The organism is Paenibacillus sp. FSL H7-0940 (genome assembly GCF_037979415.1).
In the GTDB taxonomy this organism is placed as follows: domain Bacteria; phylum Bacillota; class Bacilli; order Paenibacillales; family Paenibacillaceae; genus Paenibacillus; species Paenibacillus amylolyticus.
This window is the reverse complement of the sequence record NZ_CP150280.1, coordinates 6,803,418-6,822,276: the sequence shown is the minus strand read 5'-3', so window position 1 is coordinate 6,822,276 and position 18,859 is coordinate 6,803,418. Positions and strand designations below refer to the sequence as shown.

General features: G+C 45.8%; 19 protein-coding genes. 5 read left to right on the top strand and 14 right to left on the bottom strand.

All coding sequences use genetic code 11. The annotated features are described in order from the left end of the window. Positions 1 to 31: 31 nt before the first annotated feature. The 4 genes from MHB71_RS29895 to yyaC all read right to left on the bottom strand — a co-directional run bounded on the left by MHB71_RS29895 (position 32) and on the right by yyaC (position 3,923). On the bottom strand, positions 32 to 1,279 hold the full coding sequence (locus MHB71_RS29895; RefSeq protein ID WP_047841566.1) for an SAM-dependent methyltransferase: 1,248 nt from the start codon (positions 1,277 to 1,279) through the stop codon (positions 32 to 34). 96 nt (positions 1,280 to 1,375) lie between these two features. After that, positions 1,376 to 2,080, bottom strand: coding sequence for a DUF6483 family protein (locus MHB71_RS29890; RefSeq protein ID WP_074096439.1), 705 nt, complete (start codon positions 2,078 to 2,080; stop codon positions 1,376 to 1,378). A gap of 433 nt (positions 2,081 to 2,513) precedes the next feature. Beyond that, positions 2,514 to 3,305 carry an alpha/beta hydrolase gene (locus MHB71_RS29885; RefSeq protein WP_036607004.1) on the bottom strand — a complete coding sequence of 264 codons (792 nt, stop codon included), beginning with the start codon at positions 3,303 to 3,305 and terminating at the stop codon, positions 2,514 to 2,516. A gap of 60 nt (positions 3,306 to 3,365) precedes the next feature. Then, positions 3,366 to 3,923, bottom strand: a complete 558-nt coding sequence (yyaC, locus tag MHB71_RS29880; protein WP_340028368.1) for a spore protease YyaC — start codon at positions 3,921 to 3,923, stop codon at positions 3,366 to 3,368. A 158-nt stretch (positions 3,924 to 4,081) separates the two neighbouring features. Between yyaC and MHB71_RS29875 the strand changes: the two genes are divergently transcribed. Beyond that, positions 4,082 to 4,306 (top strand): DUF1128 domain-containing protein, encoded by a 225-nt coding sequence (locus MHB71_RS29875; RefSeq protein ID WP_017692283.1) that lies wholly within the window; start codon positions 4,082 to 4,084, stop codon positions 4,304 to 4,306. Positions 4,307 to 4,371: 65 nt separating this feature from the next. Here the strand turns inward: MHB71_RS29875 and MHB71_RS29870 are convergent, their stop codons facing one another. Then, positions 4,372 to 5,097, bottom strand: a complete 726-nt coding sequence (locus MHB71_RS29870) for a pirin family protein (RefSeq protein ID WP_340028367.1) — start codon at positions 5,095 to 5,097, stop codon at positions 4,372 to 4,374. Positions 5,098 to 5,236: 139 nt separating this feature from the next. Continuing rightward, positions 5,237 to 6,256: an asparaginase gene (locus tag MHB71_RS29865; protein ID WP_340028366.1), complete on the bottom strand. Its 1,020-nt coding sequence runs from the start codon at positions 6,254 to 6,256 to the stop codon at positions 5,237 to 5,239. A gap of 177 nt (positions 6,257 to 6,433) precedes the next feature. On the opposite strand from MHB71_RS29865, the gene MHB71_RS29860 reads away from it, so the two are divergent. The 4 genes from MHB71_RS29860 to MHB71_RS29845 all read left to right on the top strand — a co-directional run bounded on the left by MHB71_RS29860 (position 6,434) and on the right by MHB71_RS29845 (position 8,449). After that, positions 6,434 to 7,135 carry a phosphatase PAP2 family protein gene (locus MHB71_RS29860; RefSeq protein WP_340028365.1) on the top strand — a complete coding sequence of 234 codons (702 nt, stop codon included), beginning with the start codon at positions 6,434 to 6,436 and terminating at the stop codon, positions 7,133 to 7,135. Positions 7,136 to 7,269: 134 nt separating this feature from the next. After that, a complete protein-coding gene (locus MHB71_RS29855; RefSeq protein WP_017692278.1) occupies positions 7,270 to 7,527 on the top strand; it encodes a GlsB/YeaQ/YmgE family stress response membrane protein in 258 nt (85 codons plus the stop codon). Between the two features lie 64 nt (positions 7,528 to 7,591). Continuing rightward, positions 7,592 to 7,999 carry a YtxH domain-containing protein gene (locus MHB71_RS29850; RefSeq protein WP_036606997.1) on the top strand — a complete coding sequence of 136 codons (408 nt, stop codon included), beginning with the start codon at positions 7,592 to 7,594 and terminating at the stop codon, positions 7,997 to 7,999. An 84-nt stretch (positions 8,000 to 8,083) separates the two neighbouring features. Continuing rightward, the gene (locus tag MHB71_RS29845; RefSeq protein ID WP_017692276.1) at positions 8,084 to 8,449 is read left to right on the top strand and encodes a DUF5665 domain-containing protein; all 366 of its coding nucleotides are present in this window, start codon (positions 8,084 to 8,086) and stop codon (positions 8,447 to 8,449) included. 20 nt (positions 8,450 to 8,469) lie between these two features. Here the strand turns inward: MHB71_RS29845 and MHB71_RS29840 are convergent, their stop codons facing one another. The 8 genes from MHB71_RS29840 to MHB71_RS29805 form a co-directional block, all read right to left on the bottom strand. Then, on the bottom strand, positions 8,470 to 9,531 hold the full coding sequence (locus MHB71_RS29840; RefSeq protein ID WP_340028364.1) for a magnesium transporter CorA family protein: 1,062 nt from the start codon (positions 9,529 to 9,531) through the stop codon (positions 8,470 to 8,472). A gap of 103 nt (positions 9,532 to 9,634) precedes the next feature. Next, a complete protein-coding gene (locus MHB71_RS29835; RefSeq protein WP_036606995.1) occupies positions 9,635 to 10,408 on the bottom strand; it encodes a sigma-70 family RNA polymerase sigma factor in 774 nt (257 codons plus the stop codon). Further along, on the bottom strand, positions 10,405 to 10,857 hold the full coding sequence (gene rsbW, locus MHB71_RS29830; protein WP_036606993.1) for an anti-sigma B factor RsbW: 453 nt from the start codon (positions 10,855 to 10,857) through the stop codon (positions 10,405 to 10,407). Before rsbW ends, MHB71_RS29835 begins: the two co-directional genes overlap by 4 nt. An 18-nt stretch (positions 10,858 to 10,875) precedes the next feature. Further along, complete coding sequence (locus tag MHB71_RS29825; protein WP_036606989.1) at positions 10,876 to 11,214, bottom strand: STAS domain-containing protein; 339 nt, start codon at positions 11,212 to 11,214, stop codon at positions 10,876 to 10,878. Positions 11,215 to 11,300: 86 nt separating this feature from the next. Continuing rightward, the gene (locus MHB71_RS29820) at positions 11,301 to 12,977 is read right to left on the bottom strand and encodes a response regulator (protein WP_076253595.1); all 1,677 of its coding nucleotides are present in this window, start codon (positions 12,975 to 12,977) and stop codon (positions 11,301 to 11,303) included. A 16-nt stretch (positions 12,978 to 12,993) separates the two neighbouring features. Next, entirely contained in the window at positions 12,994 to 13,866 is an 873-nt protein-coding gene (locus MHB71_RS29815; RefSeq protein ID WP_036606984.1) for a protein-glutamate O-methyltransferase CheR, read from the bottom strand. Positions 13,867 to 13,952: 86 nt separating this feature from the next. Further along, positions 13,953 to 17,678, bottom strand: coding sequence for a response regulator (locus tag MHB71_RS29810; RefSeq protein WP_340028363.1), 3,726 nt, complete (start codon positions 17,676 to 17,678; stop codon positions 13,953 to 13,955). Further along, the gene (locus MHB71_RS29805; protein ID WP_340028362.1) at positions 17,675 to 18,844 is read right to left on the bottom strand and encodes a fused response regulator/phosphatase; all 1,170 of its coding nucleotides are present in this window, start codon (positions 18,842 to 18,844) and stop codon (positions 17,675 to 17,677) included. The genes MHB71_RS29810 and MHB71_RS29805 overlap by 4 nt, the downstream gene beginning before the upstream one ends. Positions 18,845 to 18,859 lie beyond the last annotated feature (15 nt).

The window sequence follows — 18,859 nt, the reverse complement described above, 5'->3', positions numbered from 1 at the left end:
GCAGTATGCCCCTGAATTGTCATTGGCACACTCAGCAAAGGTCGCAATTTGCGGAATCTTGAACGGTTTCTTTGCTCGAATTTGATTTCCCGTCGGCCTGCTTGCCATCGCCAGGAAGCAAATCGGCACAAGCCCGCTCCAAATATGGATCGGCATGAATGAAATCACGGAAAGCCGTATATTCATTCCACATCTCCGTCACTTCGCCGGCCTGACCGCGAACAGCACGAATCAATATGTTTTTAGGCGTATTCTCCATATCGATGAATTCAAGCAATTGTGTCTTGTAACCCATCAGATCAAGCAACTTGGCACGAATCCCATCCGTAGCCAGAGCGGAAAAACGTTCCTTGAGAATACCGTGGGACAACAACGGATTCATCACGGAAGCCTCTACTTGATCAAACAGTTCATGCTGACAGCAAGGAACAGACAGAATAACAGAAGCCCCCCAACGAACTGCCTTCTCCAAAGCAGCATCGGTAGCTGTATCACAGGCATGCAGTGTGACAACCATATCCACTTCATTCAATTCATCGTAGTCCGCGATGTCTCCAACCAGAAACTTCAGATCGCCATAATGCAATCGATTAGCCAGGTCATTACAGTGTTCAATTACATCTGCCTTTAAGTCCAGCCCAATAATCTTGAGTGAACGACGTTGTTGTACAGACAAATAATGATATAACGCAAATGTCAGATAAGACTTGCCGCAACCAAAATCAACGATGGTCAGTGGACGTCCTTCCGGCAGATGTGGAATGACATCCTGCACCATTTCGAGGAAACGGTTGATCTGTCTGAACTTGTCATACTTGCGGGCCAGCACACGACCTTCTTCGTTCATAATACCAAGTTCAACGAGGAACGATACAGGTACGCCTTCTTCTAATACATATTGCTTCTTGCGATTATGCGACAGATCCACCGCAGTTTTGGAAGCAGATTTGGTCAGAATGGATACTTTATATTTTTTGCTGATCAAAATTTGATAGTCTGCCTCGGTCGTACAGAGCAGCCCTTGACGAAACGTCTCTTCGCATAACAAAGTCATGCGCTCAGCCGCTTCAGCCGGAGTCAAATTCTCGTGCAGCACTTTGTTGTTATAATGAAATGCAAATTGGTAATGCAGCTGATTCTTCAGTGTCACCGGCTTGACTTGCACTTTGGTATACGAGACATTGTCCCGTCTGCGCAGCTGGCTCCAGGTCGCTGTAATCAGCGAATTCTGTTCAAAGATGTCTTGTATAAGCTTTCGCAATGAATCCACGGGGTACATCTCACTTTCGATTTGGTTTGGTCAACCGTTACCATACCACAATTCCGTTCCCTCTCCAAGTAAAGGCATGTAACAGGCCTTGATCCAATCCATATTTTATGAGTTCATCTCTTGACGACTTAGTTCAGCTAGTCCCTCTTCAACTTCGTTCCGTGGCAGACCGCCCTGCTCCAGTTGTTCATCCGTGAGTGGGCTCAACCTTTCATAGAACGCCTGTACATCATCTCGGTAGCTCACCGGGAATTCAGCACCAAGCTGTAGCAGCCTGTACCAACTGTTCTCTGCCTGGTCATAACGCCCTTGTTGTTCACGATAAAGGGCAAGCTGTCTTTCGGTTCGAGCAGGGAGTTCATATTCTTTCGTAAGCCCCAACACACCCTCCACCCGTTCCGGTGCGTCCAACAACTTGGGATTAGCGCCATGATTCAATGCATACAGGTAAAAATGAAGTGATCTCATCAATCGAATGACAGCCTCATCCTCTGCGTCCATTCTCTCCTGATCATCTATGCCTTCCACTTTGGCCTTCTCTTGATAGATGTAAGCCTCTTCTTCAATCAGCCTCGCGGCTTGCTGCAGATTGTCTACCTCAATCATTCCGCGAAAACGGAACATTTCAATAACATCCTCTGCTGGCAATGAGTTCAGTAGAGATAAGTTCAACCCAAACTGCCTGCGCATCAACTCATCCAGTTCAGACAATGCCTCGGTGTGCTTACGCTGCTGTTTGAGCGTGAACACTTTGCCTATTGCTTCAGTCATTTCCTCCATCATGCGGAGCAGATAATCTTTTCTGAACATGCTGTATGCCCCCTCATCATTCGACCCTATACATTCAATCGTTCTCATATCGTTCCTTTATATTTATTTTAATTCATGCCATGACAAAAAGCCAAAAACAAGACACACGTGTCTTTGCTCTGGCCATGAACACACTAAACCCCTGCCTATCCCAAAGGGACGTGGCAGGGGCTCGGTTGAAATGGAACTGGTTACTCCTCCTCCACAAGAGGTTGAATCATCCAGAAACCAAACTATATTCTAGGACGTGTCTCAAAACTCGCTGAAGTGCATCTTTTACCGCCTTTTCGCCCCATGCTGCGTCACTTCCCCTTGACGTGCCCCGGCACGCCTGCGGAAAACTTCCTTGCTTGGAACGAAAATTCAGTAAAATCTACTTCCTTCGGAGTTTTCAGACACGCCCTAATGATATCAACATAAATCACTTCATCAATTACTTCGATAATCCAGCCATAAATTGTTTAATGACCTGAATTAACTCTTCAGGAGCTTCATACATGCTCATATGACCTGCACCCGCAATCACGGCTTGCACGATATGTGGCTTGTCACTTGTGAATGTACGTTCTGGCGGGATAACAGCATCCTTCTCTCCTGCTACCAGCAATACAGGTAAAGGTGTAGCCGATAACACATCGCGGCGATCCGGGCGTTCTCGCATAGCAAGTGCAGCACCAACAGCACCTTGAGGAGCAGTCTGGTAACCAATTTCCTTCACACGTGTTACATGCTTAGATAGCGATTCCACATGTTCCGGTGCAAACAGTCCGGGAACCAGTCCATCTACAAAATTCACGATACCTTCAGTTTGAATGGTGGATACAGCACGAAGGCGTTTTTCCTTGGCTTCTTCACTGTCCGGATAGGCCGTCGAATGAATCAGACCAAATGCATTCAAACGCTCCGGGTGACGTTGCGCAATCGAGAGCGCAATGTATCCCCCCATCGAGTGTCCCAGAAGGACCGCTTTTTCCACGTTCAGCTCATCCATCAACTGTAATACATCGTTGCCCATCTGTTCGATGGTATAACTTCCTACAGGTGCATCTGTTTTTCCGTGTCCACGCAGATCAGGTACGATACAGCGATAGCTGCGTGCCAGTTCAGGTACGACCTCATCCCAATACGATGAACTGCCACAGTATCCGTGGAGCAAAATGAGTGCTTCTCCCTTACCTTGTTCGGCATAACAAATCGTCGTTCCATCACACATCACTTTTTCCATATGAATCCCTCTCTCTGCGCGAATTAAATAATTCAGGTTGTATATTATTAAGCCTACATATCATGAATGAAACGTTTGTCTCCATTTCCATGCTTCAATTGCGGCGTCTGCAATCGTTCGGGACATCCCCATGACCAAGTGAAGCGAGGTCATCTGCAAAATGGAATAGGGCCTTGGTCCATTCGCATTAACCACAGCTGCTACACTGTATTGTCCAACAGGGGGTAGCTTGCCTCCGACCGATTGGGCCGGAATGAGTGGGTTATTCGAGAGATAGTATGTACCTACCGCCTGCTTTGGACCTAGACATGCATCAATTGCTATGATGGCATGGTGTGCAGGAATAAGTGCCAATTTCTTTTCCAGCGTATCTGCATCACATGGGGAAGACAGCGTGCCAATCACGTTCTTCATTCCGCTCTCTTGCAGTAAACTTCCTGTCAGTGGACCCAGAGCATCCCCGGTGGAACGATCAGTACCGATGCAGACAAACGTGATTTCAGCTGGAGAATGAAGTTGAATGATGTTTTTGAAAAATAAGACCAGATTCTCTGCAGGCACGCCTTTGCGGACTTCCCTTCCTTGATGGCGAACCATTTCTCGCTTATACGCTGCCAAGCTGTATTCCCTCCAGTACACTCAGGTTTCCGTTAAATCCTGTTGTTGTATCCATCATTGTAACCGATGCTTGGTTTCCTCGCAAAAGCATTAGCCTGAGCGCTTCCAATCATGATACAATAACAAGAGTTTCCGATACGGAAGGGATGAACTTAACGATGGATTTAACACAAGCAACAGCAGCCAATATGGAATATATGATTGAAGCGATCAAAACCAAACTTCGTATGGCAAGCGGTGCCGCCATGCAAGCTTCTTCATTCCCACTTGAGAAATATGAAGATCTGTTTGACCTGTATGAAATGATTTTGAGCAAGGAACATCTCAGTATCTCTGAAGTGGAAGCTGTCGCTTCGGAACTGGGTAATCTTCGTAAATCTTAAGCCAAAAAAGGACCTGTTTTCCACATCACCGTGGGAACAGGTCCTTTTTTCACATGTTTATATCCTTAAGGCAGGTCAACCAAAACAAATTCGGCAGGTTCACTGTCTGTGCTCGTGATTTGCAGATCACAGCTTTTGCGAATTCGTGCGGCATCACCCGGCTTGAGGTTGAAGTTGCCATCCGAACAATGAATCTCTACATGTCCACTGATCAGGAAAAGATGTGTCCGTCGATCTTCGTGTTGCGGGTACATCAACTTCTTTCCGGACTCCAAATGAGAGAGGTAACAGGTTACATCCTGGGAAATAGGCAATGCGCCTTCACTTCCCTCGCCCCCTTGCCCGGATACAATCGGACATAGACGATTCAAATGCTCCTGCGGCTCTATTCTCCGATTCGTATAGGAAGGTTTCAGCATACGCTCCGATGGCAAAAACCACATCTGGAGGAAACGTACTGGTTCATCCGCTGCCGGATTGGTCTCGGAGTGTTCCACTCCCGTACCCGCACTCATCACCTGGACCGTACCCGGCTCAAGCAATTGTTCTGTTCCCATACTATCCGTATGTTTGAGTGTACCCGATATGACATAGCTGACAAGTTCAAGATCATGATGTGGATGTTTCTTAAAGCCTTCTTGCGGCATCAGTGTGTTTTCATTATGAGCCAACAGACAGCCAAAATGGGCGTTGCTTGGATCATCATAATCCGCAAAGGAAAAGCTGAATTCACTGTGTATCCAACCTCGATCCGACGTGTGCCTTTCTTCCGATGTCACCACTTTAATCATGTTCATCCACCTCCAAGGGTTTAGAGCTGCCACATTACCGCGGCAGTCCATGCGTGTATATGAATTGTATAGATGAATACCAGTTGGTATGTCATCTTTACCCGGGGTCCGGCAACTCTAATCACGCCCCTTCTTAAGGTTATACGCTATCTTCAAGTGAGTGAAGAATGAACTCACTATCTGCATGACCTACAAGGGTACCCGCATCATTTCGGATGTCCGAAGGGAACACTTCAGCCAATCGTGCAATGGTTCTCTCATTGGAATAACCAATCTGTCTCAGGATGGATTGGGTAATGAAAGCCCACTCTTCCTCGGAACCATCAAGCACCTTGAAGGTGATTCCCAGTCTTTCTTTTTTCAGACCAAATCCGAATACCCCCTTGAATCCACCCTTCGCTACAATGTTATTGTCTTCCAGCAACACTGAATCTACACGCTCCGTGCCACCAACCATCAACGGATGTTCATTCATAGCTGATGTTATGGTCTCTACAGCTGTTCTTGTGGAAGGGTCAGCGATAAGATCCGGACAAGCGAGCTTCAGATAGGCGTTCGACAATGCCGACAACGGCAAAGAAAATACCGGAAAGCCGCAGCCATCCGTCCCAAGCTTAATCTCTTTTTCTTCAATACCTGCCAGGTCGGCAAAGGTTTCAAGAATTTCTCGTTGTACTGGATGATCCGGTTCAGCGTAACTGCCCAGATCAACCTGCTTCATCTGACTGTAACCCAGAATTCCCAGATGTTTTCCGGAGCAGTTGTGCAAGATACGCCGTTTCTCTCCTTGTGCACGTAACCATTGATTACGGCTTTCTTCATTGAGCGGATAACTTGGTGCACAGATCAGGCATTCTTCTCCCAATCCGATCTTACCAGATAACTGCTCCAGCACCCGAATGTGTTCCGGTTCCGAACGATGCGAAGAGGACATAATGGCGATCTCCTGTGCTGATAGGCCATAGTGACTGGCAATTCCTGCCCGAATACCTGGAATGGCTTGAAAAGGTTTGGCAGATGAGCGAGTGAACGCTCTAAAATGAGGGTCACCAGCCGAGTATACGATTCGGCCATACTCATCCGTAATACTTATGTGTCCGTAATGGGCGCATTCCATAACGCCTGCACGGTATTCTTTAATTAACAAGGCACTCTCCATGCGAGTTCTCTCCTTTGTGCTCCCGATTTCATCTCTGCTTTGCGTCACGACGCCGCATGGGATATCTTAAATAGTATAGTACAAAAGCGACGTTTTTACAGTTTTTTCGACAGGCGTTTCGGGTATAGCTTTATCATCTATGTTCATCTACTACAATAACTGAAGGAGAAACTCATTATGCCGCGCAAAACGTATTCACCAGCCTCATTCAGTTCAAATTCCGGTACGATATTACGTCCACTCCTTAACTGGGGTTTGGCTGGTCTGGCCCTCAGCGCATCGGTCGTATTTATCCTGGCAGGTCTGGGTGCCTGGTTGGGTGCTGATGTTATTATTCGTCTGGATGATCAAATTCAGCAATTATTTTATCTGAATTCAGATTCTCGTCTTCATCTATTCCCTTACACTGCATTCATAACCGCACTGGGTTCATTCAAAATCTCTGCTGTGGCTGCAGGAGGGTTTGCTCTTCTTTTCTTCATTCAACGCAGTCCAAGGTTTGTTGTATATGGATATGCGCTCACGGGAAGTTTTGCCATGATGTGGATTCTGAACACGTTATTGAAGGAATTTTTCAGACGAAGCAGACCTGAACTGGATCATCTGCTGGTCGTTCACGGGTACAGCTTTCCCAGCGGACATGCCATGATCTCCATGGGCTTCTACGGCATGCTCTTTGTAATCTGGGCCATTGAACGGCAGCGACATAACACTTCCGGTGTGTGGCTTCCTGTTCTATGTGGTATCAGTTTTATTTTCTTGATTGGCCTCAGCCGGATCATGTTGGGCGTTCATTATCCTACGGATGTATTTACTGGATTTGCCGCTGGTTTGGCATGGATCTTCTGCATGGTTAAAGGCATTACACAAAGCCGCTAAAGAATGAATTCCTCTAATTTCCAGTTCATTCATCCTCATCTTTATTGTTTCACAGGGTTGCACGGGGTTTATATACGAAGTAAGCAAACGCGAACAGACAACATCCTACATCAAGTTTAAAGGAGGCGGTTGTTATGTGGGGCATCATTATCAGCATTGTGATGGCTGTCATCATCGGTTTGATCGGAGATGCACTTGCCGGTCACAACATGCCTGGAGGCATAATCGGTGCAATGATTGCCGGATTTGCCGGAGCCTGGCTGGGAGCACTTTTGCTTGGTAACTGGGGACCAGTTATCGGTAACTTTGCCATTATCCCTGCCATCATTGGTACAGCGCTCTTTGTTTTCTTGCTGGGGCTTGTGTCCAGACTGCTAAGACAGGCTGCCTGATTCGGGCAACAAGGTGTTCGTTGTTTCGTATTTGTTTCTTAAATTGAAGAAGGAGTGATTAGACATGAATAAAGCAGAAGAGCAATATCCTGTACAGACGGGTTCGACTTTCGCAAAAGGTATTTTCATCGGGGGTTTGCTGGGAGCTGCAGCAGCACTACTCTTTGCGCCTAAACCGGGACGTGAATTGCGTGGTGACCTTTCCGAGAAAGTGGGCATCGTTACTGACCGCACCAAAGAAGTGGCAACTGTTGTAGGTGACAAAGCCTCTGAACTGGCTAAAACGGTCTCTTCCAAAACTTCCGACATTGCAAAAACGGTAAATCAAGGCCGCAATGATGTAATGGACTCTGTGAGAAAAGCGTCCGCTGATGTGGCTAACGAAGCATCCCGTGCATCTGATGAAGTGGCTGCCGCTTCCGTTGAAGCGAAGGAAGATGCACGTAAAGAACTTAACTCGACTAGCCTGTAAGGCGATACAGATCGAGTGACTAATAGCCAGCTGCACTCCAGCTGGCTATTTTTTATCCAATGAGAGTTGAGGAGGACAAATAATATGAGTAAAGTTACAATCAACGGTAATACTCCAATTACGGGAGGAACACCTGCACAGCAGTATGATACAAGCGAGCATCCTTTTGAATTGCGTCATGAGGTAAAGCGATTGAACACCCGTCTGGACCAGATTGCGGACAGTCTGGAGAGAGCACAGATCAAGGATATTATTGAGAATTACAGCAGTCCCAAAAAGCGGATTATTACCAATTTTACAGCGGGCATGGCACGAGGTCTCGGTCTGACTGTGGGTACCTTTGTTGTTCTCGGTTTGCTGGCATTCATTCTCAGCCAATTCGTGAATATGCCGATTGTGGGCCAATATATCGCTGACTTGCTTGGTTATATTGAAGATTACAAAAACTAAGAGGACTAACCAACAGTAGGCTATCCCTTACGTTTTTCCGTTGCTCCTTTTTTCTCTGTCTCTTCAGCTGAAGGCTGTGAGGATTTCACTTTGAGCAGATCTCCTGTCCAGCCTTTCATCATCAGCCATACATACATGCTGATCATGCTTAAGATAATGACAACAAGGACCAGTACAACTCCCCATGATTTGTCGATAAAGGGCAGGTTCTCAAAGTTCATCCCCCATATCGCGCCAGCTGCCGTGGCAGGTATGAACACAGCAGTAACAATGGTCAGCGTCTTCATGATCTCATTGCCACGTACACCGGAGATCGCATTATCAATGGAGATTAACGTATCGATCTCTTTCTCGTAGTGACTAAACAAACGTTCCATTCGCTCTACTCGATGTTGGAGCTGCTGGAAATATCGATTTTCGTTGATTTCACTGAGATAAGCCTCATGGGCAGCGGCCATCAGTTCCGAGTAGGGGATAAACAGATTGCTCCAGTATAACAGTTCAAATCGGGCGGCCAAAATCTGGTCCATTAAAGTTCGGGCATTGCGGGATTCCATCTTCCGTTCCAGTTCACGCAGGTTCATCTCAAAATGATCCATCCCCACATGGTAGTAATGCAGTATAGCTCGAAAAAGTACAAACATCCCGTCCCTGGCTTCACTACATTGCTGTAACATATGGGCACGTTCATCCGTCTTCATAATGCCTCGTGTATTGTCATCCATATTCAAGGTAACCAGGTTATTGCGATCGACATAGAAAAACATCTGATTATCTTGACGTTTGTCATCTCTCTCATTCTTGACCGCATACAACAATGAACCAAATATGACTGGTTCTGTACCATTCACGAAACGGACGGACAAATAATTCGATTCCACTTCCGGAATCTTATGAAGCCAATACCGCATATCCGGAAACGCCTCTGTCAGCTCCCCCAACGCATCGTTCATGCTATCGGTGTCAGGCGCAACCCAATCCCACCATTGCCAATGGTCCGAGCAAGATAACTTGTCACGGCGAGCTTCCAACTTGATTTGGTTCACAATCACAATATCCACTCCTGCACTCATGTTCTTCATTGCATACCCATATCTTTTTGATCCCAAAAAGGACACGTATGCATTTCAGCGCATTGACGTGTCCTTCTTTATGCCGTACTCAACAACATTAGGGTTCCATTTTTCATAACATTGAAGCATTAGACATGATCTGTTTCAGTTTCTCTGTAGCTCGCTTCTGAATCCGAGATACACTCATCTGTGAAACACCAAGCTTTTGGGCAATTGCCCGCTGAGATTGGCCATCCTGGAATGCTAGAATAAGTACCTGCTGTTCTTGTTCCTTCAATTGTCCCAATGCCTGTTGCAAGTCCATCCGTTTTTCGACCGAATCATAGTCATTAACATCTGCACTGATCAGTTCTCCCAATGTTGCTGCACTGTCATCCTGAGATAAAGGAGAATCCAGTGATACATAGTGGTAACATTCCCGACCAGCCAGAACTTCAATTGTCTCTTCTGCAGTCAGATCAAGGTATTCAGCAATTTCGTTCACACCGGGTGAGCGCTCCAGCTTAACGGTTAACTCATCAATGGCATGTTGCACAAGGGCTCCCTTTTCCTTAATCCTCCGGGGCACCTGAATATACCAGGATTTATCACGCAAGTAGTTCTTCATATGACCGATCATGCTCTTCATGGCATAAGGTTCAAACGGAATACCCAGGTTGATATCGTATTGCTTAAGCAAACGAATCAAAGCCATCTGCCCGGTCTGATACAAGTCTTCGTATAGATCGGGGCGATTCCGAGCGATTTTACCTGCTGCCATCTTGACCATTGGTTCATATTTACGGATGAGAACTGTTGCAATTTCATTATCTAGGGTCTGCTGGTATTCCCAGATCAAACCTATAGCTTCAGACATGGACTCTGGGGGAGTCACTTTTTCATTCATACTTTCTCCTCACTTCTTGCAAGACGTTTTACGAGTACTACTTTCGTACCTTTGCCCGTCTCACTTTCCACACTGACATCATCCATCAAGGCTTGCATCAGGTAGAACCCAAGTCCACCAATCTGTGCTTCCGTCAGTTCTTTGTCGTGTAGACCGGCACGTGACACAGCAGGGTTCATGTTCTCGAAGCTGGCACCTTCGTCCTTGACAATAATGGACAATGTTTCGCCATCCACTTCGAATACAACTTCAACCATGCCGCCTTCGTGTGAGTAGGCATACAATACAGAGTTGTTACAGGCCTCGGATACAGCAACTTTCATATCCTCAATGTCTTCGTAGGAAAATCCCATTTTGGATGCTACTCCATAGAGATTGAGTCTTACAATATCAACGTAATCAGCTGTCGCAGGTAAATTAAGGGTGACTCTTTGAACTTCTGCATTCATTCCTTTTTCGATCCTTTCCTATTGGGAATTCTTCTGTGTGACAAAGAATTTGGCGATGCCCGTCATGTCAAAAAGTTTCTGAATCTGCGCAGGAACTTCCTGTACTTCAAAGCGAGCTTCCATTCCATGTCTGGCCTTCAGAACAGATAACAGGATACCAATCCCTGTACTATCGATATACTTCAATTCTTTCATGTTAATCACAAGATCCTGTTCCTTGTTATCCACGAGCGGCTCCATCACCAAGCGGAAGTCAGGAGCAACCGACAAATCCAGTTCGCCAGTCAGATACACCGTGCACACGCCGTCCTGAGTTTCAGTTCTTGCATTGAATTTTTCATTTTTATTTGTATTCATTAGACATCTCTCTCCTGATCAATGGTTTCCTTACCTAATAACCCAACTTCAGCACGAGTGAATCAGAAAGAAGTTTGGAAAATGTTTCAATTGGCCTGATTCATGGCTGAAGGGCCTGGGTCTAACATTTGTCGTTGTTTCTGAAACTGGGCTATTTTCTGTTTTACATTGCCCATTTTCACCGGTTTACTAATATAATCATCCATGCCGGCAGCAATACAGCGTTGCTGAATACCTTCCATCACGTTAGCAGTCATGGCTATAATGATTGGCTGATTAGACTGGGTCAGACTCTCTCGAATCCGCCGTGTACATTCCAAACCGTCCATCACAGGCATCTGCAGATCCATAAACACATAGTCATAGGGATAACGGCTACTGTTTACCATATCGAGTGCGCTCTGCCCATCTTCAGCAATGTCTGAGAGCAACCCCAGCTTACCGAGCATAATCGCCATCAACTTCTGGTTGATCGGATGATCATCCACAATTAATACCGTAGGATATTTATTCTCATTTTTCACATCCGTTGGTTTCTCTTCCCCGTTCCTCTGGACCAGTTCAGTTTCTACATAACGTTTCGCCTGAATTGTAAATACAAACGTCGCTCCCCGTTGCTCTGTTGTATCCAGATAGATCTGTCCACCCATCATTTCCACCAGAGTCTTACATATTGCCAGTCCTAAGCCAGTTCCACCGTATTTACGTGTCATGGATGTATCCAACTGGGAAAAAGGCTGGAACAGGCGATCCACTTTGTCTGAAGCGATACCTATCCCGGTGTCTTTAACAGCAAACTCCAATGCCATTTGTCCGTCTTTTTCTTCATTCACTGACACAATCAAATATACGCCACCCTGGTCTGTAAATTTGATTGCATTGGCAATAAGATTCAAGAGAACCTGACGTAGCCTTGCCATATCCCCATAGATTAATTCAGGGACAGAATCTTCCAGGAAATAATCCAGTTCCAGATTCTTTTTGCCTGCTTCTGCAGCAAACAATCCCAGCACTTCCCGAATACAGGAGACAAGTTCAAAAGGATGCTCTTCAAGTTCCATTTTGCCTGATTCCATCTTGGTAAAATCAAGAATGTCATTGATAACCGTGACAAGTGCATCTGCACTGCGACGAACGATGTCTGCATATTCCTTCTGATCTTCCCTCAGTTCCGTCTCCATCAGCAGATCAACCATACCGATAACTCCGTTCATCGGTGTACGAATCTCATGACTCATCATTGCCAGGAACTCGGTCTTTGCATTGGCTGCAATTTCTGCTTCTTCCTTGGCCTGAATGAGTTGTTGGTTCATCTTCTCCAGTTCCTGTGTCTTCTGGTGAAGAAGCATGGTCTGTGTCTTCAAACGTTTATTGGTGATAAACATCTCCACAAAACCCTCGATTTTGGATTTCAAAATCTGAGGAATAAATGGCTTAACCATGTAATCAATGGCCCCGGCTGAATATCCGGCAAACAAGTGCTCCGCTTCTCTGCTATTGGCAGAGATGAATATAATCGGCACATCCTTGGACTTGTCCCGTGCCTTAATTAACTTCGCTGTCTCAATTCCGTCCATTCCAGGCATCTGCACATCGAGAACGATAACCGCAAATTCGTCTTTTAGCAGACAGCGGAGTGCCTCTTCTCCGGAAGTTGCCTTAACGAGTTTATATTGTTCCGATTCCAGAACTGCTTCAAGAGCAAGCAAGTTCTCAGGGCGGTCATCTACCAATAATATGTGGATTGGTTCATTGAGCCCCATGGCTAACCCTAACCCCCTATTTGATCTTCCGGTATATTTTTTCGGTCCGGTCTAACGGCTCATAGGTATCACTGAACTCTGTAAAATGTATCGATTCTTTCGACCCCAGAACCAGAATACCAAAGTGGCTCAAGCTCTCATGAAACAGCCCATGCACATGGTTCCGCAGTTCATCATTAAAATAAATCATGACATTACGGCAAAAGATAACATTAAACTCGTTAAATGACCGGTCTGTTGCCAGGTTGTGCTCGGCGAAAATGATGTTCTTCCTTAGAAAAGGATGAAATATCACCGAATTGTATTTCGCTGTATAGTACTCGGAGAAGGCTCTGGTACCCCCTGCCTCCAAATAATTTGTAGTAAATAGTTTCATTTTCTCAATACCATATACGCCTTCTTTGGCCTGTTGCAAAGAGCGATCATTCATATCCGTTGCGTAAATTCTTGCCTTGTCATACAGTCCTTCCTCATGCAACATGATGGCCATGGAATAAACTTCCTCTCCCGTAGAGCATCCCGCATGCCATATTCGGATATACGGGTAGGTTCTCAGGATAGGAATAATCTGTTCCCGAAACATACGGAAAAGCGAAGGATCTCGAAACATTTCCGTTACAGGGATGGATAAGTTCTGTACAAAACGTTCAAACGCGGAACGGTCATGAAGAACACGCTCCTGCAAGCCGGATATGCTCTTAACACCTTCAGCATGTGCATGATGCCAGATTCTTCGTTTCAGGGATGGCAGTGCATAGTTTCTAAAATCATATCCATATAAACGGTGCATGCCTTCCAACAGCAACTCAATCTCGATCAGCTCGCGTTCTTCATCTTGCGGCATACGGACCAAATCTGCCCCCGTCTCGGTAGGTTCCCACGGTGTCATAAGTTCTCTCCACTTCTTCATTTGTTACTTGCGTATTCGTCGTATTGTCTTTCATTACCCAAACAATGAACATACGAATAATGAACTTACGAATACAGCCATACGCGCATTAAGGATAACAATTGATCTGTCTGGATCGGTTTTTTCACATAATCAGATGCTCCAGCCTCAATACATTTGCCGCGATCCTCTTTCATGGCTTTGGCCGTAAGCGCAATAATCGGTAACTTTTCAAACTGCGGGATCTGTCTTATTCGTGTCATCGCTTCATAACCGTCCATCTCTGGCATCATCATATCCATCAGTACCAGATCAAATTCCGGATTTTTGTCCAAAATCTCCAAAGCCTCTCGGCCGTTCTCAGCAAACGTCACATCCATCCGATAGCCTTCAAGAACACTTGAAAGGGCAAATACGTTACGAATATCGTCATCTACAAGCAATATTTTCTTGCCTTCAAACAACGTTTCTTTGTTGTGTAGTTTCTGTAAGATTCGACGCTTGTCTTCCGGCAAATTGGCTTCTACCCGATGCAGGAACAAAGTCGTCTCATCCAGCAGACGTTCCGGTGACTTCACATCTTTGATAATGATGGATTCCGCATATTTGCGCAGCTTCATTTCTTCCTTGGAATCCAGTTCTTTGCCTGTATAAATTATAATCGGCAGATCGTTCAGATATTCATCATCGCGAATCTGGTCGAGCAACTCAAACCCGGTCATATCCGTTAACATCAGATCCAGTACCATACAGTCATAACGCTGGCTGTGTAATTCATTCAATGCCTCACTACCTGTGGATACAGCGGTGATTGCCACATCATCATGACCAATCAATTCAATAATGGCTTTACGCTGAATTTCATCATCTTCGACGATCAACAGTCGTTTCAATTGATTCTCAGTATATGATTTGATATGCGAGAATGCTTTATCCAGTGAATCTTTGCTCGAAGGTTTTTTCAGATACGCAATGGCGCCCATCATCAGACCTTGCTTCATATCATCAATGACTGAAATCACATGAACCGGAATGTGACGTGTTGCCGAACTGCTCTTCAGTTCGCCCAGAATGGTCCAACCATCCATCACCGGCAATTGAATATCCAGGATAATGGCATCCGGCAGATATTGACGTGCCATTTCTAGTCCTTTATCACCTTGAAGGGCAACAAGTGCTTTGAAGCCTCTTCCTCTCGCCATATCCATCAAAATATGTGCAAAGTTCACGTCATCCTCAATGATGAGCAGGATTTTGTCACCTTCCATCAGATTCTCCCGATCATCTTCGATCTGCGTAACATCTGGAGTATGGGTAGGAGACAGATCTGTACCCACGCTACGCTCCGGATCAGGAGAGAGAATGGACTGATGACTTGAAAGCATGGTCCGTGCTTCGATGGACTTTTCATAAAGATCCTCTGAGGATACAGCCGCTTCTCTTGAAGCACCTTCCTCTGCCAAGGCTTCCTCTTCATGATTATCCGGCAGGTATAAAGTAAAGCAGCTACCTTCTCCTTCGGATGATTCCACCTGTATTGCACCACCAAGCAAACGTGCCAGTTCCCTGCTAATGGACAATCCCAGACCAGTTCCACCGTATTTCCGACTTGTGGTCCCGTCTACTTGCTGGAACGCTTCAAAGATCAGATCCGTCTTGTCCGATGGAATACCAATGCCGGTGTCTTTTACACTGAATCCGAGATATTCCTGATTGGTGTTCATATAACCCGGCAGTTCTTCCGGTTTCATCCGTCGTCCAATCAGACTAACCGAACCTCGATTGGTGAACTTAAATGCGTTCGACAACAAATTCCGTAAAATCTGTTTGACGCGATGGCTGTCGGTGTACACCCATTCCGGTAGATCGCTGTCGAAATCAATATTCAAGTTCAGTTCCTTTTTGTTCGCCATCGGTCCAAAGTTCTGCTGAACAAAGCTGGTCAGCTCTTCCATTCGTACGGTCTCATAATTGATATCCATCTTACCTGCGTCCACCTTGGACAGATCCAGAATCTCATCAATCATCTTCAGCAGATCCGCGCCCGACATGTAGATGGTTTGCGCATATTCCTGCTGTTTGTCAGTCAGATTACCACCTTTGTTCTCCGACAATAACTGGGACAATATGAGCAGACTGTTCAATGGTGTACGGAGTTCATGTGACATATTCGCTAAAAATTCGGACTTGTACTTGCTTGTCATCGACAGCTGTGTAGCTTGCTGTTCCAACTGTGTCTTCGTTTTCTCAATTTCGTCATTTTTCTCTTCAACTTCACGCACCTGCTCTTCAAGCGCCCGCGTCTTGGCAATGAGTTCCGTATTAAAATGTTCCAGTTCTTCCTGCTGACGCTGTAGCAACTCCTCAGATCGTTTAAGCGCCTCTGTCTGCTCCTCCAGATTCTCATTGGAACGACGAAGTTCTTCTTGCTGTGTCTGCAATTCTTCCGATTGAACCTGCAGTTCCTCAGTCAGTGCCTGGGATTCACGTAGCAGCTCCTCCACACGCAAACGACGTCGAACGTTGTTCAAAATTACGCCCAGGTTCATAATCAGTTGTGTGAATAACTGCTTGTGCAGTTCATTGAAACCTTCAAAGGAAGCCACTTCAACTACACCAATCAGTTCATCTTCAAACACGACAGGATAGATCATGATACCCGCAGCACGTGTTGAGCCTGAAGCTGAACCAATATGCACGTAATCTTCGGGCGTATTTTCCAGAATAATCGGTGTCATATCCAGCGCGGCTTGACCAATCAGGCCTTCCCCGATGCGATACATTTCCTTACCAACATCTTCGTTCTCTTCAAATGCGTATGCACCGTAACGTCTCAGTTCGTCGGGATGTTTCTCCTCATCGATCAGATAGACGACACCCAACTGAGCACCAAGCACAGGTGTGAACTCACTGATAAACATCTGTGAAATTTGGCGAATGGAGCCAATCCCCCGAAGCAGCTCCGGGACTCTTGCGATGTTCGAACTCATCCAGTTTTGATCCTGCTGAGCCTGCACATAAGCCCTCTCGATCTCCAGTTTTTCTTCCAGATCACTGGATACATCCTTGAACACACTGGCAATCTGACCAATCTCGTCCGTGGACTTGACCTGTATGCGTCTAATTGTGCGGTAACGCCCTTTACCAAAGCTGGTAATCATCATAGATACAGTGTTCAGACCCCGTGTAATACTCGGCAGCACCCACAGAATGACACCCAATGCAAGCAACAACCCCGCAATCATGATACTTATCGTGATCTGTACTGCTCTCGTATACGCTTCATTAGCGTTCTTGATCTCAGCATCAATCTCTTGGTCCTGATAACGTGAAAGAGCATTCAAACTATCCACAGTTTCTTTTTGCACCGCGAGTCCTGTTGAATTGCGGTAGTTATTCGCATCTTCTACCCGGTTTTGGGACATCAGGTTGATCTGTCTCGTTGCATAAGATGTATAAGCGGTCCACGCCGTATTCACACGATCCACCAGTTGATGTTCAGGTGCACTGTCTGCCCGGTTTCTCACTTCTGCGAGGTAACCATCCCCCCGATCCTTCATCTCCTTCAGGTCACCCTCAGCAGCATTAATCGAATTGTTCGGATTCAATAACAAGTTAGCCAGCACTTTGGCTATATCATTGACCTCTCCACGTGCAGCAGAAGTGAACCTTACTTTGAGATAACGATCCTGATACATCTGATCAATCTGTTGATTACTGCTGTTTAACCGTTCATAACTCACAAACGTGAGCACGATCAAAATGGCCATCAGAGCGGTAAAACCAATCAGCAGTTTATTCCTGATCTTCATTCATCCCCCGCCCCTTTATTCAAAGTAATCCAGACCAGACATTTATCATCATCCCGCTCCTGGGGAATGTCGTCGTCAAAAAACATGGCCTGCATGGCCGCTTCATTCCACTGATGTGAGCCGGTCAGTTTTTCGATCAGGAATTCATGTTGCTCCTCCTGCCCGCCCTGAACAGCTTCCAATAAGCCATCCGTATAGATTGCAATATGCCCGTCACCCTCGTAATGGATCGTTTGTGGTTCAATATCCATCTTGTCAAATAAACCAACAGGACAGCAGACGCTGTCAAATGTGGTCACACTGCCGTCGTTTCGGAAAAATAAAGCAGGTGGATGCCCCGCGTTAACATAATCAATGCGCTTCATCCGTGTATCAACGACCAGATAAATTGCCGTGAAATAATACTGCACCAATTGTTTCTCTAGATGGAGCTGGTTAAAACGACGGTTCAACTCCTGAATGACCTTCTCTGGATCCACATAAGTGGTAACCGTATCTTTCAACACAGAAGCGATAAACATGGTAAACAGGGATGAAGATATCCCGTGTCCCATCATGTCGAGCAGCAGTACTCCGTAACGACCTTCCCCAAGGGGGTACCAAGAATACAGATCACCCGCAAGCTCAAAGGATGGTTTATAGATGGCATGCACTTGGAACAACGGGTCCCTAATTGCCGGACTTAATACAGCATTTTGGACCATCGCTGCCAACTTGAGCTCATCCTGAATACGTTGATCACGCTCTTTATGCCAATCCTTCTCCTGTTTCAAACGAAGTGCGAGTCGAATTCTGGCCATCAGTTCGACTTTATTAATCGGCTTGGTCACATAATCAGATGCACCAGCATCCAATGCTTCGGCAAGTTTCTTGGAGTCTCCGATGGCAGTCACCATAATAATCGGTATATCCTTCAGATTCTCAAATTTCTGCACAATACTGCAGGCTTCGATACCGTCCATCTCAGGCATCATCATATCTAGCAAAATCAGGTCAATATCCGACGGTCTTGGACGAAGTTCGTTGCTTTCCTCCCCAATTCCTAACACTTCAAACATTTCCATGGCGGAACTCGCCGTTACAATGTCACGATAGTTTTCTTTTTTCAGAATTTCTCGAATGATAATGACATTCGTCGGATTGTCGTCAACAATAAGTATTCTCATTGATATCTCCTTATC